We start from the raw sequence: 14,998 nt of genomic DNA, 5'->3' as shown, positions 1-14,998 counted from the left end.
AGTTCTGCTTAATGTTTAGTTCTTGGCAGTCTTTTGTAGAGTTCTGACGGCATCCTAACCATCAGCTTGGTGTTTTGTTGATTCAGTCGGGATGACCCACCATTCGCCATGACCTCACCCTTTTTCCCCGTTACCTACTCAACCTTAGCCTGCGATGCTTTAGTATCCCGGATTTTGCCCCATTTCCAGATCAAGGATATTACCAACTGCAAACTGTGGCATCGAGGTTTGAGTGATGTCTACTTAGTGGAAACGTCGGAGCAACCCTTTGTGCTGAGGGTGTCTCATGCCCATTGGCGAACGAAGTCAGAAATTGACTTTGAGCTGGAGTTATTGGTTTTTTTGCAGCAGCGTGATATCCCGGTTGCTCGACCGTTACGAACCCTAGATGGTCAACTCTCTATCGAAATTGAGGCCCCTGAAGGGAATCGTTATGCAGCTTTATTTGACTTTGCGCCGGGCCAGGTGCCTCTGGGAGATCTGAACTATACCCAAGGCCAGAAACTGGGGGAAACCATTGGTCGACTCCATCAAGTTGCGACGGATTTTCATAGCCAGGCCCATCGGCAACCGTTAACCCTTGATTATTTGTTAGATGATTCCTTAGATGCGATCGCACCCTTTCTACAACATCGCCCCAAGGATCGGGAATACATCATCGAAATCATTGCTGAAATTAAAAATAAACTGCAAGGCATGCCCAAGGATCCGCCTTTTTGGAGCGTTTGCTGGGGCGATCCCCATAGTGGCAATGTTCATTTTACCGACGATAACCAGGTCACCTTATTTGACTTTGACCAATGTGGGTATGGCTGGCGGGCCTTTGAGCTAGCCAAGTTCCTCCATGTTTCAGCCCGCACCGGCATGGAAAAGAAGGTCCGCAATTCATTCCTAGAAGGCTATCAGACCGTTCAGGCTGTGACTCCCAAGGAAGAAGACTCCATTCAGCCTTTTTCCCAGGCGGCCCACATCTGGCAATGGTCCATTGGCCTAAAGTCAGCCAAGGTTCACGATAACTGTCGCTTAGACGACAGCTATTTCAGCCATCGAATTCAGCAGCTCAAAATGTTGTCATCTCCTGAATGGGAATTGTTCTAGCCCACTTTGACGATTTTTCGATCAACTGCTTTCAGATAGCTGCGACAGTTGGGGCAGCGCTTCAAGGTTGGGGGTACGGATTGAACCAAACCACATTTTGGGCAGGGGCCTCTGGCAACAGACCATTGTAAAAAGACGCCCAATCCTGATAATGCAACCCACAAAGGGATGACATACCATAGCCAGGGTCTTGGATACTGAGGAATTAGCACCAAGACAATACCAATGATTAAGGTCATGACGCTGGACCAGCCGACTCCACCGACAATGCGCATGGAATTCGTAAAGTCCTGATCCTCTGGAGAAGAAGCTTGATCAGAGACTGAGGAAGAAGAACGCTTGGCCATGTTGACTAAGATTTAACGCTAGTGGTTTTGATCCTACCTTGAATGCTCTCGGTGCAGTTCTCAATGGGCTAGCAACAGAGAAAAGGAACTGATGTTGAGTTCCTGTATAAATTTTTATCTTATGAAATCCTTTGGGCGTAAGCATTTTCAGGCACGACCAAAATCTTTTTTCTAAATCTTTTCCGAAAGTTGCGTAAAAGCTTCAGGGCTAACCGATATATAGGCATAGGGGCGCAAGCTTCTATAAATCCTCTAATGCAGATATCACCTGCTAATGGCTCTAAAATATACTTTTGGGGCCTTTTTTCTTTGATTTATATAAAGAACTGACCGTTTAGAATCTCCCTGTGGCACTGTAGACTCATATCGCTACGTCGGCAGCCTACCTTTAGCATTTCAGAGAGAGGCCCAATTATGGATAGTCAGTTCAAGACCCTCGTTGTATTCAGTCATGCCACGATGATTGTCATGCTCATGGTTACCCTATTTTGGCTGTCAAATTCTTGGCCCAATCTGCTGCCTGGTTCTCCTTTGCCCGTCCAAGAGCAAAATCAAATTATCAACCCTTCTCTAAATTGGCCGCAGTCCTAGCTTCTGTTCATAATAGATAGTCTGTATCGGTAGGTCGCCTAACTCGGCTGACCCAGAGAATATTTCTTGATGCCAAACATTTTAGCCAGGGATTTGTCTACACTCTTTAATTGAGGCAAAGACGATCGCTTTGCTGCAATCATTGAAGTGTGGATGCGTGGTAGTGGCAACAACCCAGAGAAGCGAACAAAATCAATCAGTACCCAAACAACCCCAACGCTCCAGGGATTGGTCATGGCCCTATTGGCCTTTTGTGCCCTTGTATCCCTATGGGCAACGCCGTACCCTCTGTCGGGAGATTGTCAAAGGTAAAATTTGGACCTTTGAGCAGCTCCAGGGCATTCTATATGTGATTATTCCGGTGCGGATGACCGTTATTAAATTGGCGGCAGGAGGGTTGTTGGTCTATGCGCCAGTTGCCCCCACGCGGGAATGTATCCGGATGGTCAAAGACCTGATTGAAAAGCATGGTGAGATTAAATACATCATCCTGCCGACCGCGTCCGGGATTGAGCATAAGGTGTTTACAGGACCGTTCTCTAAACGGTTTCCCAAAGCTCAAGTTTTTGTCTCTCCCAGCCAGTGGACATTTCCTCTGAATATCCCCCTGAGCTGGCTGGGGCTTTCTGGACGTCAAACTCAAAAACTGCCGGCCAATAGTGCTGACACGCCCTTCGCTGATGAATTTGACTATGCCATTTTAGGACCAGTGGATTTAGGTCTTGGGCCATTTGAAGAAGTCGCTCTCTATCACAAACCAACCAAAACCCTATTGATCACAGATTCAATTGTTTCTATTCCTGTCAACCCGCCTCAGGTATTGCAGTTTGCGCCCTATCCAATGCTGTTCCATGCCAAAGATAATGCCTTTGATGTGGTTGAAGATACACCAACAATTCGCCGCAAAGGGTGGCAACGGATGGCGCTTTTTGCCTTTTATTTCCAGCCGAGCGTGTTGGACGTTGTCAACACCAAACAAACTTTTAAGGATGCTCGACAAGCTCCTGATCGATCTAAGAAAGCTTATTTTGGCTTGTTCCCCGTGCAGTGGCATCCAGACTGGAAACGAGCCTTCGATACGTTTCGCCAGGATGGGAATCCGGTTGTTGCACCTATTCTGCGAAAATTGATTTTTAATCGTAATCCAGAAGTGGTACTCCAGTGGGCGGATCGAGTGGCGCAATGGAATTTTCGCCGCATTATTCCCTGCCATTTGGATGCACCCGTGATGACCACGCCTCAAAAGTTTAATCAGGCCTTTGACTTTTTGCGGTCTGCACCCCCTCCCCAACGGGGATGGTTTGCGAAAAAACAACCGATTTCTGTGAACTTTCCGAAGGAGGATATGGCCTTTTTGGATCGAGTGGATCAATTCTTGTGCGATCGCAACATCACACCACCCGCAAAACCCTTACCCAGAGAAACCTCAGAGCAATAGTTTCTTCCATTCAGATGGAAAGTATACAAGAAAAAATGCGTCAAATGTTTGAGTTAACCGGGCCGGGAAAAAAGACAATAGTATAAGAAACGCAGTTTTGAGGCTCCGGTTCAACCCATAGTTATGCCGACATCACACGAGCCAAGACCATCTACGAAATACGGCTTATACCTTAAATCCTAAATAATTTCGTTGCGTTCTGCCCGGATTGCAATGAGTCGATTGTCCAGTGCTTCATGGACCAGACGAAGCGCATCCTGCATTGCGGTCTGACATTCTTGAACGAGCAACGCAATTACACGATAGACACTTTCTGCTTCTTGTTCGGACACTCCCCATTTGACAGCCGCGTTGCTAATGATCTTTTGTTCTGCGTCAGTTGTGAACTGAATCGGGAGCCCTCGATCCTCGTAGCCCGCGGGGACTTTTCCAGCCATGCGCGTCTGCTGTACTCTCATCTGCGCATCAGATCCGGCATTAATTGCGTTTCGCACGTTCGGAGGGAGGTAGTGTGAGTACAAATGCGCAAGGTTAATCTTTCCAGAAAGAAACTCACCAACACGCCTTGAAGTGTCACCCTCATCCGATTCATTGATTTGCAAGGAAATCGAATACAATGACCTCTTGAATTCTTCCAGCGATTCGAACTCTGCTGCAAGTATTTGCAGTCTTTCCGCGCTTGGGTTCGGCCGGACAAGTAACTCGCTCTCAATCACATCTGTGTCGGCAGTGCCGACGTCGCGCAACTCTGCGAGCAGTGTCTCTCGTTCTTCATTAGTCAGGTTTCCTGTCGCCACAGCATCGAGAACATTAGCCAGTGCACGTTGCGTTCGTGCATCGGCCAACACCCTTTCTGCAGTTTTTTGAACAGATGGGCCTAACTTACTGAGTCTCGACAAACGCAGCTTTATTGCCGGAACAAACTCAAAAATACTACCGGACTTTTCCTGGTTGCAGCGATAGTGCGCAGGAAGCCAATTCTCATAACCATTTATCTGAAAAGTCGAACCGTCCAATCCGTATTCTCCAAAGACACGGTCTCTTTCAACATCATCATTCAGAAGTCGCTCTGGGATCACATGGTCAATCGTGACTTCGACTAACCGCAAAGGCTCTGTGCATACGTAGCAACGTTTCCCATGTCTAAGCCAAATGGCGTACTTCTGTGCGTGTGAAAATCGATAGTTGCTCAATTCAGTACCATCTGAATATTAGGTGGAGTCCATTAGTCGACATAACTATAATTAAAAGGCAAATTTCCTCTTAACATGAAATAGATTAACAGTTTGTCTGCTTTTTAAAAGCCAAACCTTCTCTACATCAGCACCACAGCAGAAAGAGTACGTATTACGGAAATTTCCCGATATGCAAACTTATCGTTGATTACCTGAAAATAATATAGAAAAGGCGTTCACAGCATATTTGTCATGCAGTAATGAAGAATGTTAATGGGCAAAATAACCGTATAAGTCCTAATATCGGTTGTTATCAAGCATTCTATGCCACCCCGCAAACTCCTTGAGCAAGTCCGTGATGTTGTGCGAACCAAGCCTGACACGCACAATACCTAAAAAAACTATTTGCAATGTAATGATTCTAGATGCTATATCTTCTTTTTTTGCAGCTTGCGATCGCACTTATGCAGATAGTGGTTGGACTGAAATATTCGCATCATTTTGAAATATTCACCTAAGCTTTATGCTTTCCTCAACACATCAATTTCAAAGGATTGCAAATTCTCAGGAAGTGCCAAGGTTTTACCCGACTCCCATTTGTTGGAAGCTAAAACCGTCCAACCCCCTTTGGTGATCGGCTTATCTAGTTCTAGGGGCTTCTCATAGGCGAAATTGATCAAGATCAGCACCTGCTCAGAGGCCGTTTCTCGCATATAGGCCATATGCTCGTAGGGGTAATGAATCAGCGTTCGCCAACTACCAAACCGAAGCGCCTCACTTTGCGCCCGCACGTAGAGTAACTTGCGATAGAAGTTCAAAATCGATGCATCATCTTTTAAGGTGGTTTCGACATTGACTTCCTGATAGTTGGCATGAACCGGGAGCCAAGGGGTAACCTCCTTGCCAAAGCTAAATCCAGCATTCGCAGACGCGTCCCATTGCATCGGGGTGCGGGAGCCATCTCGGTTGGGAGGCAACTCTCCCGTGGGGCTAGCCACCACAGCTTGATCTCGCTGTAGCTCCGGGGGGATATCTTGGTTATCTACCATGCCAATTTCTTGACCGTAGTACAGTACAGGCGTCCCCCGCACTGTTAACAGCAGAGTGGCTGCGGCTTTAGCAATTTCCGTGGGGTTCGTGCATAAAGCACATTCAATCCAGCGAGATAAATGGCGGGGTAAATCGTGGTTATCCAGAAAATAAGTGGGCCAAGCCCCAGCCGGGGTAATGCGCTCCTTCTTTTCGATTTCCCGTTGTAAATAACCGGGATACCAAGGACTAAAGGGGAATTCGAAGGCAAAGGGAAGATGCAGCTCATCATTATTGACCCCATAAAAGCTATTGGAGTCATATAAACGACTGTCGATAAAAGTTTCACCAATCAGGACCCGGTCTTCGTACTCGTCCATCAGAGCACGAATTTCCCGAATAATTCCATGGTTATCGGGCAGATCTTTGTCGTAGAGGTGATCCTGGTTATAGTAGGCATTCTTATCCGTTGCCCCGAATTTGACGGGGTTATCCCGATAATATTGGTCCTTGCTATAGACACTAGACGCATCTAGGCGAAAGCCATCAACCCCCATATCAAGCCAATAGCGCAGCATGTCATAAATGGCGGCCTTCACCTCAGGATTGCGCCAATTTAAGTCAGGTTGGTTTTCATTAAAAACGTGAAAGTAATATTGTTGACGGTCTTCATTAAAGGTCCAGCCCGACCCGCCAAAATAGGATAACCAGTTATTGGGAAGCCCGTCCTTATAGCCTGGATCTTGCCAGAGGTACCAATCGCTTTTGGGATTGTCCCGGCTAGCGCTGGATTCGATAAACCAAGGATGCTGATTAGAGGTATGGTTCAGTACCATATCCATAATTACCCGGATCCCTCGGATATGGCATTGCTCTAGCAGTTCTTTGAATTCTGCTAAGGTGCCAAAGATGGGGCAAATATCTCGGTAGTCGCTGATATCGTAGCCGTTATCCACCATCGGTGACTGATTAACGGGAGACAGCCAAATGGCGTCGACGCCCAAGTCAGCCGTTTTATCCGGGTCACCATCGTTTAGGTAATCCAGTCGTTGAATAATTCCCCGTAAATCACCTACCCCATCCCCATTCCCATCCGCAAAGGTCAGGGGATAGATCTGGTAAATTACTCCCCCGTGCCACCACTTGCGATCGCAATCTAATGCTAAGGACATTCAGGTCTTCCTTGTTACAGATAACAACATCCAAACATACTGCCCAGTTGTAACTGGACAGAAGAACGCGCCAAATATTTTTGGAGTTCTTGAGCTGGCGACTAGGACAGCTTGGTCAACAGTCCCAAGAACTTAATGGTTTTGGGCGTTAGTAAGGTGCGACGGTAGGCATCTGCGGCCTGTTTGATGGCTGCGGCCTGGGTGGGATAGGGGTGAATCACGCTCGCCATACTGCCTAATCCCACTTTGCCAACCATGGCCGTGGTAATTTCGCTGATCATTTCGCCTGCGTGACGGGCAACGATGGTGGCTCCGATGATTTTGTCTGATCCTTTAGCAAGGTGGATTTTGACAAAGCCCTCTTCCTCCCCATCAGCAAGGGCTCGATCCACATCGTCAAACAGAATTTTTATGGTGTTGACATCCATACCTCGGTCCTGGGCTTCTCCCTCATACAAACCAACATGGGCAATTTCAGGATCCGTGAACGTCACCCAGGGCATCACCAAATCACTGAGTTTATATTTGCCAATACCAAAAGGCGAAAATAAGGTGTTTTTAAGGACGATGCGGGCAGCAGCATCGGCAGCATGGGTAAACTTCCAGTTCATACAGATATCCCCGGCTGCATAGATTTTGGGATTTGTCGTTTGCAGGTAGTCGTTGACAGCAACGCCCTTGCGACTGTCATATTCAACCCCTACTGCCTCCAGATTTAAGCCATCGACATTGGGAGCACGACCTGCCCCCGCCAAGATTTCATCAACCACCACGGATTCTTCTCGACCATCACAGACAAAGTGAATCACTTTGCCTGAAGGCGTGCGTTCGACCCGCTTCATCTGACAAGCCAACACCAGCTTAATGCCTTCTTTTAAAAAGGCTTGCTGGACAATTTCTGCCGCATCAGCATCTTCTTTACTCATCAGATGAGCCCCTCGATGGAAGAGCACCACCTGACTACCAAGGCGATGAAAGGATTGGGCCAGTTCACAACCAATGGGACCACCCCCAATGACGGCGAGGCGCTGGGGTAACTCCGTTAAGGAGAACACCGTTTCGTTGGTAAGATACCCGACTTCTTCAATTCCCTCAATCCGAGGGCGAACCGCCCTTGCCCCTGTGGTGATTACAGCTTTTTTAAACCGCAGAGTTCTGCCATCAACCGATACGGTATTGGGGCCTGTGAATTTGCCCTCTCCTAAATACATATCCACCCCAGACTTCGCAGCAGCAGCAGCAGAGTCTACAGGGCTAATCCGGGCGCGAACCTCGCGCATCCGCTCCATGACGACTTGAAAGTCGACATCTATCTGGGCAGGCGGCTGAATCCCATAGGGTTGAGCATCCCGCATATCAGCAACGACTCGGGCGGAGCGAATCAGGCATTTAGAAGGCACACAGCCCACATTTAAACAATCTCCCCCCATCAGATGCTTTTCAATTAGGGCGACCTTAAGGCCAACCCCTAAACCCGCTGCTCCCTTAGCGGTGACTAACCCCGCCGTTCCTGAGCCAATCACAACAAGGTCATAACATTCAACTGGAGTAGGATTCACCCAATCAGGCGGATGAACGTTATTCACTAGCTTGCGATTATGAACATCCATGGGAGGGATGTTCACACCAGAGAACGAAGATTGTGTCATGGGCTGCTAAAACTCCTCAGGATTAGATGGGGATAGAAACGAAAAACTCTGTCCCAGATCAGTCGAAATCAACGCAACCATTATGCGGATAAATTCTAAGAATCTGCTGAGAGCTGGGCTGCATAAATAGCGGAACCCATGAGCCCTACTTTGGGATTGAGTACGACATGAATGGGGACTTTATGAAGGAGAGGACTAACCCGTCCCTTCGTCTGAAATGTTTTAAGGAATGCGCCTGTCTGCAATAAAGGCAAAATTTTGGCGGCTACCCCCCCGGCAATATACAGTCCCCCATAGGGCAACAGTTTTAAGGCCAGATTCCCGGCTTCGGCTCCGTAGGCTTCGACAAAGAGGGTTAAGGTTTGCTGGCAAAGGGGATCCGTTTTCTGCAAGGCGGCTTGTGCGATCGCAGCTGCCGGATCAACTAAATTTTCGGCTGTGCCCTCTCTTTTCTCCCAAGCCTGAAAGACTTGAGCAATCTCAGATGACTCTGGATGTTGCCCTAAACTGCGTAGAAATCGATAGACCGAGACTATCCCCTTGCCGGACACGACTCGTTCTACGGAAACCCGGTCTAGCTTCATCTCCTCTCGCAAGAAATCGAGCAGCTGAAACTCGATCGGTGTGCGGGGTGCAAAATCTGCATGCCCCCCTTCACTGGGAAAGACTTGATAGCCTTTAGTATTCGGCATTAAGAATCCCTCTCCTAATCCAGTACCGGCACCAATGACGGCAATGGGGGCTTTCGGGTTTGCAGGGACTGCCTGCAGTGTCGCAATATCCTGCTCTCCTAAGCCCAAAATGCCATACCCTACTGAAGCAAAGTCATTGATCAGGGCAACACGGTTGATGCCAAACTCTGACTCCAGACGACGAGCATTTAGAGACCAAGATAAGTTGGTGAGTTCTGACGTATCATCGACCACAGGGCCAGCAATACCAAAACAGGCTGCCTGGGTGGCCGTTCCTGCATCGAATTGAGCCAGAAACTGCTCAATCATAGGACTTAAGTCTGGAAAGTCTTGGCTTGGATAAGTCCGCTCAGATAAGGTTGTCAGCTGGGGAATGGAGGGGTGGGACAGCGACGGTTCTGCTTTGACGAGGCGCAGAATGGTTTTAGTGCCTCCAATATCCCCAGCAAGAATGGTTTGCATAGTCTCCCCTTGGCCTAAACGGTTCTCGGTCTTCTTGCGATGGTACCCCTAAGCTTTTATAAGGCTGACAACTTTAATTCAAGCTTGCAAAGGATAATAAAAGAGGGCGAAAGAATTCGTTTAATTGTGTAATGAACAGCATAAGCAATCTATCCCATCTAAAATACTCCTCTCGGTCCTTTTGCCGGTATCTTAGGGTTTTACTCTGAGAAAACCATGATGTTTTCCTGAAAAGATGAAAGCACTAACCTGAGAGGAACTTGAGGGTCTGCTGAGAAAACTGAGAAAAACGAGGTTGATCCACCTATCAACCAATCTTGCAAAGAAAGGAGCGAGGACGGATCAAGTACAGCTGATACCCGCATACACAAAAGCATCCAAAGGCTACATCACCCTTGGATACTCAAGTTCAGCCAAACTTGTTCGAGAAAAAAGACCCCGAATCAAGGATAGCGTTGTTAGCAAAGACTAATCAGAAGCGGTGGCTGTATCAGAAGAGTTGTTCGAGTCCTGATTATCTCCGTTTTGATTGTCAGAATTGGATTCTTGACGATTAGAATTATACTGACGTCGACCAAAGCGGCCAGATCCTGAACGCTTACGAAACTTCCGGGCATAAGCTTGATTTCGCAGGGCTTTTTCTTTTTTTAGGTTGCGGCGCTTAGCCATAAATACCTCAACAAGGACGATGGACTTCGAATCTTAGTGGACTTTAACGCCACCTAACCGAAAGGAGATGAAGTCGGCGGAACAATTTATCGTATCACATCCATGAATTCATCTGTTTCTCTTCAGAATATTTCCAAAATCTATAATCAGGTTTCAGTGGTCAATGACCTGTCTTTAGCGATTCAATCAGGCGAGATATTTGGACTGCTAGGACCGAACGGAGCCGGGAAATCAACCACGATTCGGATGATGACCACCCTCACCAAACCGTCTCAAGGAAATATTCAGATTGCGGGGCTGGATATTGATCAGGGGCAACAAATTAAGCGCAAAATTGGTGTTGTCTTACAGCAGGTCAGTTTGGATCAGGATTTAACGGTTTGGGAAAATATGGAGATGCATGGCCGCCTGCACCATTTACCCAAATCCCTCCGTCAGGATAGAATTCACCACTACTTGGACTATGTTGATCTGCTGCAGCGACAGCAAGATGTTGTCCGCCAACTGTCGGGCGGGATGATGCGTCGACTGCAAATTGCCAGAGCGCTCCTACATCAGCCTCAAATTTTATTTCTGGATGAGCCAACGGTCGGGCTTGATCCCCAATCAAGGCGAAGAATTTGGGAAATTATCCAGGAGTTAAATCACCAAGGAATGACGATTGTACTGACCACCCACTATATGGAAGAGGTGGAATCCTTATGCGATCGCATCGGTATTATCGACAAGGGCCAACTGATTGCCCTAGGCACCCTGGCAGAACTCAAACAACAGCATGGAGATGGATTGTTGGTTAAACAGGTGGGAGAAAGTAGCCGTCCCCAATGGGATTACCAATTTTTCCCCACCTTAGCGGCAGCCCAAGACTATCTGGATCATCAGACCAATCGGGTGGGAATGATGGTTCGGCCTGCCAACCTAGAAGATATTTTTGTGGAGCTGACGGGACGCAATTTGGATTAAATCCTGGCCTATTGTTGCGATCGCGGGCAGAGAAGCTATCATTGGCGCAAGACAGATTGTCTTTCCCCCTGCATTGTTCGAGGAGCATTTACTGTGGTTGGTACTACTGAAACAGCCGCATCCACCCGTTTAGCAACGGTGATTGAGGCCATTCTCTATCTCAAAGCCCAACCGTTGACCCTCAGCAAAATTGTGGAATACGCCCAATGCGATCGCGATGATGCAGAAGATGCCTTGATCGAACTAATGCAAGATTATGCCCATCGAGACAGTGCTCTAGAAATTGTTGAAACCGATGGTGGCTATAGCCTGCAACTTCGCCAAACCTACAAAAGCATGGTGAATACCCTCGTTCCCGTTGATATTGGAGTAGGTGCCTTAAGAACATTAGCTGCAATTGCCTTGAAAGGTCCCATTGCCCAAACTGATTTGGTGGAATTAAGGGGGTCAGGTGCCTATCAGCATGTTCATGACTTGATCGATCAAGGATTTGTGCAAAGACGCCGCCAGTCGACTGGACGGTCTTACCGGGTGCAGGTAACCAATCAGTTCTATCAGTATTTTGAGATTGACCAGCTTCCCAAAATTTAGTGCTGATCAAATTTGAATTTTGTAGTCAAGGCAACTGCTTTTTCGAATGGAGATTGCTAGATTTACGAGGGCTGTCAAACTCAACCGAGCGTTACTTCTATCTAACGTGCGATTTTTAGGTTGTTTTGTCAGCAAACCTTAAGATCTTGCTCATCCTAGTGATTAGTCAATACCTCCCAATTCGTAAGGATATAGACTCTGTATGTTATGCGATACATGTCAGAGAAAACGGGCTTGTTTACCCCTTGCTTTAGCCCAAACTGACACCGCTTTATTTCAGCAACTCGACTCGCTACAGCACTGCGATCGTCAACTCATACCGACAACGTCCCATCTCCATAAAGTTCGATATGGGGTTGGTGCCATTTTCCGCCATCTCAAGAATTTACTTCTTTTGTGTACCGCTTCGGTTTACCATAGGTTTTTGGTTAACTCCGGTTAACGAATGGTGAAAGCTAAGTTAATATCTTCTAGTAGAGTGCAGGGATATGCGCTAGACCGTTGTCCCCTAACATACTAGGTGAACAGATTTGATCTTCTTCCTTGGCATGCTGGACCTAGACTAAAGCGAGAATCCAACCCCAATGATGTTCTTATCCCATGGGAACCTGGGCTGTTGGAACAATTGTTTTGGTCTTTTGTCGTTGTATCTACTTGGGAAGGGTGTTTTCATCAGAATCTTGAACTGTTTCACCAAAAAGTTGTTGATATTCAGGGATTGTCGCGATCAGCTCTAGCAGTTTTTCGCACAAGAACGTATCTGTTTGGCTGCCATCAAAATTTTTAGATGAAGGGCTTTACATTACGGCCATTTGGTTGGATAACAAACAGGTTGCTCAAAACCCTAAATTCTGCGAAGGAGATAAGTTTTAGTGGAAAAAATCAAGATAGCGATAATAGGGATTGGCAACTGTGCAAGCTCCCTGATTCAGGGGATTGAATATTACAGAACCAAAAGCCCTGAAGACGCCATTGGCATCATGCATTGGGATATCGGTGGGTTTAAACCCCACGATATTGAAGTCGTTGCGGCGTTTGATGTGGATGAGCGCAAAGTGGGTCAGGATGTCTCTAAAGCTATTTTTTCTCCGCCTAACTGCACCACGGTCTTTTGCCCAAATATTCCCGACAGTGGTGTCAAAGTCTCTATGGGTAAGGTCTTAGATGGCTTTTCCGAGCATATGACCGATCACAAGCCTGAATATACGTTTATTCTCAGTCAGGCAGCAGAACCGTCTAAAGCAGATATTGTCAAAACCCTTAAGGACTCTGGGACCGAGATTCTCGTTAACTATTTACCCGTCGGTTCCGAAGAAGCTACAAACTTTTATGCAGAATGTGCGATTGACGCGGGCGTTGGCTTTGTCAATTGCATTCCGGTTTTTATCGCCAGTAATCCCCTGTGGGCCGAAAAGTTTAAGCAAAATAATCTCCCCATTGTTGGCGATGATATTAAAGCTCAACTAGGAGCCACCATTACCCATCGCACTCTATCTGACTTATTTAAGAAGCGTGGGGTAAAGTTAGAGCGAACCTATCAGCTTAATACAGGGGGTAACACAGACTTTCTGAATATGCTGAATCGCAGTCGCCTCGCCTCGAAAAAAGAGTCGAAAACCGAGGCGGTTCAGGCGGTATTGGGTGATCGCTTAGAAGATCATGATATTCATGTGGGGCCAAGCGACTACGTGTCCTGGCAGCAGGATAATAAAGTCTGTTTTATCCGCATGGAAGGAAAGCTATTTGGCGATGTGCCGATGAATTTGGAACTTCGCCTGTCTGTAGAAGACTCCCCTAATTCTGCTGGAGTCTCTATTGATGCTATTCGCTGCTGCAAACTGGCCCTTCAAGCTAAAAAAGGTGGAATTCTCCACTCTCCCTCATCTTTCTTTATGAAGCACCCACCGAAGCAATTTACGGATCAGGAAGCCTACGATATGACTGAAGATTTTATTGCTGGCCGCCGCGACGACTAATATTGCTACATTTTTGAGAAATGAAAGCCCCGCTTGGTTATATCAGCGAGGCTTTCATTTTGAACGAAAATTAGAAGGGCTTAATAAGCATCCTGGAGTTCATAGAAATCAGGACTGATGTAATCTTTGCGCAAGGGCCAGCCAACCCAATCTTCAGGCATAAGGATACGAGTCAGATTTGGGTGACCTTCATAGACGATGCCATACATATCATAGGACTCACGCTCTTGCCAGTCAGAGGCTTTCCAGACCCAATATAGAGAGGGAACGCGGGGATCTTCTCGAGAGAGAAAAACTTTAATTCTGACTTCTGGTGGACGGTCTGCATCATCACTGAGCTTCAGAAGATGATACATACTGACCAACTCTTGACCTGGCCCAGAATCATATCCGCCTTGGCACATGAGATAGTTATATCCGTCATTGACCAAAGTAGTTGCCACATCCACCAGCTGGTCAGCGGTCACTTTGATCATTTCTACGCCGAGATGATCGGCACCCAGGGCTTCAACCGTGAAACCTGCTTGGGTAAGATGCTTGGCGACAGGACCTGCTTCAATAATGGGTGCTGCTTGTTCTTCTGCAACAGATTGTTCGTCTTGGGTTGATTCGGAAGAGGAATCTGCCACCGTTTGCTCCTTTGATATGCACTAGAAAATGAAGAAGAAGTTTTTAGAAAGAGGAAGAGTGGATATCCAACCTAACTAGGACCACTCCAAGGCTCCTTTTCGCCAGGCGTAAACCAAACCTACAATCAGGATGGCAATAAAGATCAGAGCCTCGATAAAGGCCAAAACACCTAGTTTATGGAACGCTACCGCCCAGGGATAGAGAAAGACCGTTTCTACGTCAAAAATGACGAAAACCAGTGCAAACATGTAGTAGCGAATGTTGAATTGAATCCAAGCTCCACCGACAGGCTCCATACCGGATTCATAGGTTGTCCGCCGAACGGCCCCTTGGTTACTGGGACGAAGGACTTTAGATGCACTGAGGGCTAAGGCTGGGACCAAGCTACACAGGAGTAAGAAACCTAATAGATATTCGTAGCCGCTTAAAGCAAACATATAGTAGAGGTTGGATGTGTTCTCGTCGAGTTCTGTAGAACATTATAAGGTCAGACTTCCCTATTCCCCGGGTTTAGGA

At 47.1% G+C, this 14,998-nt stretch carries 15 protein-coding genes; 7 read left to right on the top strand and 8 right to left on the bottom strand.

Translation table 11 applies throughout. The annotated features are described in order from the left end of the window. Nucleotides 1–108: 108 nt before the first annotated feature. The gene (locus tag AM1_RS00645; protein WP_012160847.1) at nucleotides 109–1,098 is read left to right on the top strand and encodes a phosphotransferase; all 990 of its coding nucleotides are present in this window, start codon (nucleotides 109–111) and stop codon (nucleotides 1,096–1,098) included. Here AM1_RS00645 and AM1_RS00640 read toward each other — a convergent pair. Further along, on the bottom strand, nucleotides 1,095–1,445 hold the full coding sequence (locus AM1_RS00640) for a hypothetical protein (RefSeq protein WP_010474607.1): 351 nt from the start codon (nucleotides 1,443–1,445) through the stop codon (nucleotides 1,095–1,097). The genes AM1_RS00645 and AM1_RS00640 overlap by 4 nt on opposite strands. Nucleotides 1,446–1,859: 414 nt before the next feature. Between AM1_RS00640 and AM1_RS41945 the strand changes: the two genes are divergently transcribed. Then, a complete protein-coding gene (locus tag AM1_RS41945) occupies nucleotides 1,860–2,036 on the top strand; it encodes a hypothetical protein (protein WP_187152915.1) in 177 nt (58 codons plus the stop codon). A gap of 163 nt (nucleotides 2,037–2,199) precedes the next feature. After that, nucleotides 2,200–3,474 (top strand): DUF4336 domain-containing protein, encoded by a 1,275-nt coding sequence (locus AM1_RS00635; RefSeq protein ID WP_012160845.1) that lies wholly within the window; start codon nucleotides 2,200–2,202, stop codon nucleotides 3,472–3,474. 179 nt (nucleotides 3,475–3,653) lie between these two features. Here the strand turns inward: AM1_RS00635 and AM1_RS00630 are convergent, their stop codons facing one another. The 5 genes from AM1_RS00630 to AM1_RS00610 all read right to left on the bottom strand — a co-directional run bounded on the left by AM1_RS00630 (nucleotide 3,654) and on the right by AM1_RS00610 (nucleotide 10,322). Then, nucleotides 3,654–4,583, bottom strand: a complete 930-nt coding sequence (locus tag AM1_RS00630; protein WP_041658452.1) for a hypothetical protein — start codon at nucleotides 4,581–4,583, stop codon at nucleotides 3,654–3,656. Between the two features lie 587 nt (nucleotides 4,584–5,170). After that, a complete protein-coding gene (locus tag AM1_RS00625) occupies nucleotides 5,171–6,850 on the bottom strand; it encodes an alpha-glucosidase (protein ID WP_012160843.1) in 1,680 nt (559 codons plus the stop codon). A gap of 101 nt (nucleotides 6,851–6,951) precedes the next feature. Continuing rightward, nucleotides 6,952–8,499: a mercuric reductase gene (locus AM1_RS00620; protein ID WP_012160842.1), complete on the bottom strand. Its 1,548-nt coding sequence runs from the start codon at nucleotides 8,497–8,499 to the stop codon at nucleotides 6,952–6,954. A gap of 95 nt (nucleotides 8,500–8,594) precedes the next feature. Then, nucleotides 8,595–9,653, bottom strand: a complete 1,059-nt coding sequence (locus AM1_RS00615) for a glucokinase (RefSeq protein ID WP_012160841.1) — start codon at nucleotides 9,651–9,653, stop codon at nucleotides 8,595–8,597. 468 nt (nucleotides 9,654–10,121) lie between these two features. Continuing rightward, entirely contained in the window at nucleotides 10,122–10,322 is a 201-nt protein-coding gene (locus AM1_RS00610; RefSeq protein ID WP_010468990.1) for a hypothetical protein, read from the bottom strand. A 102-nt stretch (nucleotides 10,323–10,424) separates the two neighbouring features. Between AM1_RS00610 and AM1_RS00605 the strand changes: the two genes are divergently transcribed. From AM1_RS00605 to AM1_RS00595, 4 genes are all read left to right on the top strand, one after another. Further along, a complete protein-coding gene (locus AM1_RS00605; RefSeq protein ID WP_012160839.1) occupies nucleotides 10,425–11,285 on the top strand; it encodes an ABC transporter ATP-binding protein in 861 nt (286 codons plus the stop codon). A 93-nt stretch (nucleotides 11,286–11,378) separates the two neighbouring features. Continuing rightward, on the top strand, nucleotides 11,379–11,876 hold the full coding sequence (gene scpB / locus AM1_RS00600; protein WP_010468995.1) for an SMC-Scp complex subunit ScpB: 498 nt from the start codon (nucleotides 11,379–11,381) through the stop codon (nucleotides 11,874–11,876). 202 nt (nucleotides 11,877–12,078) lie between these two features. Beyond that, nucleotides 12,079–12,318, top strand: a complete 240-nt coding sequence (locus AM1_RS40725) for a hypothetical protein (RefSeq protein ID WP_139025596.1) — start codon at nucleotides 12,079–12,081, stop codon at nucleotides 12,316–12,318. Nucleotides 12,319–12,748: 430 nt separating this feature from the next. After that, on the top strand, nucleotides 12,749–13,852 hold the full coding sequence (locus AM1_RS00595; protein ID WP_012160837.1) for an inositol-3-phosphate synthase: 1,104 nt from the start codon (nucleotides 12,749–12,751) through the stop codon (nucleotides 13,850–13,852). Between the two features lie 80 nt (nucleotides 13,853–13,932). Here AM1_RS00595 and AM1_RS00590 read toward each other — a convergent pair whose 3' ends face one another. Together AM1_RS00590 and ndhC are read right to left on the bottom strand one after the other, a co-directional pair. Beyond that, nucleotides 13,933–14,481, bottom strand: coding sequence for an NAD(P)H-quinone oxidoreductase subunit J (locus AM1_RS00590; RefSeq protein WP_012160836.1), 549 nt, complete (start codon nucleotides 14,479–14,481; stop codon nucleotides 13,933–13,935). A 75-nt stretch (nucleotides 14,482–14,556) separates the two neighbouring features. Beyond that, nucleotides 14,557–14,919, bottom strand: a complete 363-nt coding sequence (gene ndhC / locus AM1_RS00585) for a photosynthetic/respiratory NAD(P)H-quinone oxidoreductase subunit C (RefSeq protein ID WP_010469000.1) — start codon at nucleotides 14,917–14,919, stop codon at nucleotides 14,557–14,559. Nucleotides 14,920–14,998 lie beyond the last annotated feature (79 nt).

This window comes from Acaryochloris marina MBIC11017 (assembly GCF_000018105.1).
Lineage (GTDB): Bacteria > Cyanobacteriota > Cyanobacteriia > Thermosynechococcales > Thermosynechococcaceae > Acaryochloris > Acaryochloris marina.
The sequence above is the reverse complement of the archived record's forward strand: the minus strand, read 5'-3'. Positions and strand labels throughout refer to the sequence as shown.

Coding starts and splice junctions, on each gene's coding strand:
- AM1_RS00645 (WP_012160847.1), top strand. CDS start 109: ATGACCTCACCCTTTTTCCCCGTTACCTACTCAACCTTAGCCTGCGAT.
- AM1_RS00640 (WP_010474607.1), bottom strand. CDS start 1,445: ATGGCCAAGCGTTCTTCTTCCTCAGTCTCTGATCAAGCTTCTTCTCCA.
- AM1_RS41945 (WP_187152915.1), top strand. CDS start 1,860: ATGGATAGTCAGTTCAAGACCCTCGTTGTATTCAGTCATGCCACGATG.
- AM1_RS00625 (WP_012160843.1), bottom strand. CDS start 6,850: ATGTCCTTAGCATTAGATTGCGATCGCAAGTGGTGGCACGGGGGAGTA.
- AM1_RS00620 (WP_012160842.1), bottom strand. CDS start 8,499: ATGACACAATCTTCGTTCTCTGGTGTGAACATCCCTCCCATGGATGTT.
- AM1_RS00615 (WP_012160841.1), bottom strand. CDS start 9,653: ATGCAAACCATTCTTGCTGGGGATATTGGAGGCACTAAAACCATTCTG.
- AM1_RS00610 (WP_010468990.1), bottom strand. CDS start 10,322: ATGGCTAAGCGCCGCAACCTAAAAAAAGAAAAAGCCCTGCGAAATCAA.
- AM1_RS00605 (WP_012160839.1), top strand. CDS start 10,425: ATGAATTCATCTGTTTCTCTTCAGAATATTTCCAAAATCTATAATCAG.
- AM1_RS40725 (WP_139025596.1), top strand. CDS start 12,079: ATGTTATGCGATACATGTCAGAGAAAACGGGCTTGTTTACCCCTTGCT.
- ndhC (WP_010469000.1), bottom strand. CDS start 14,919: ATGTTTGCTTTAAGCGGCTACGAATATCTATTAGGTTTCTTACTCCTG.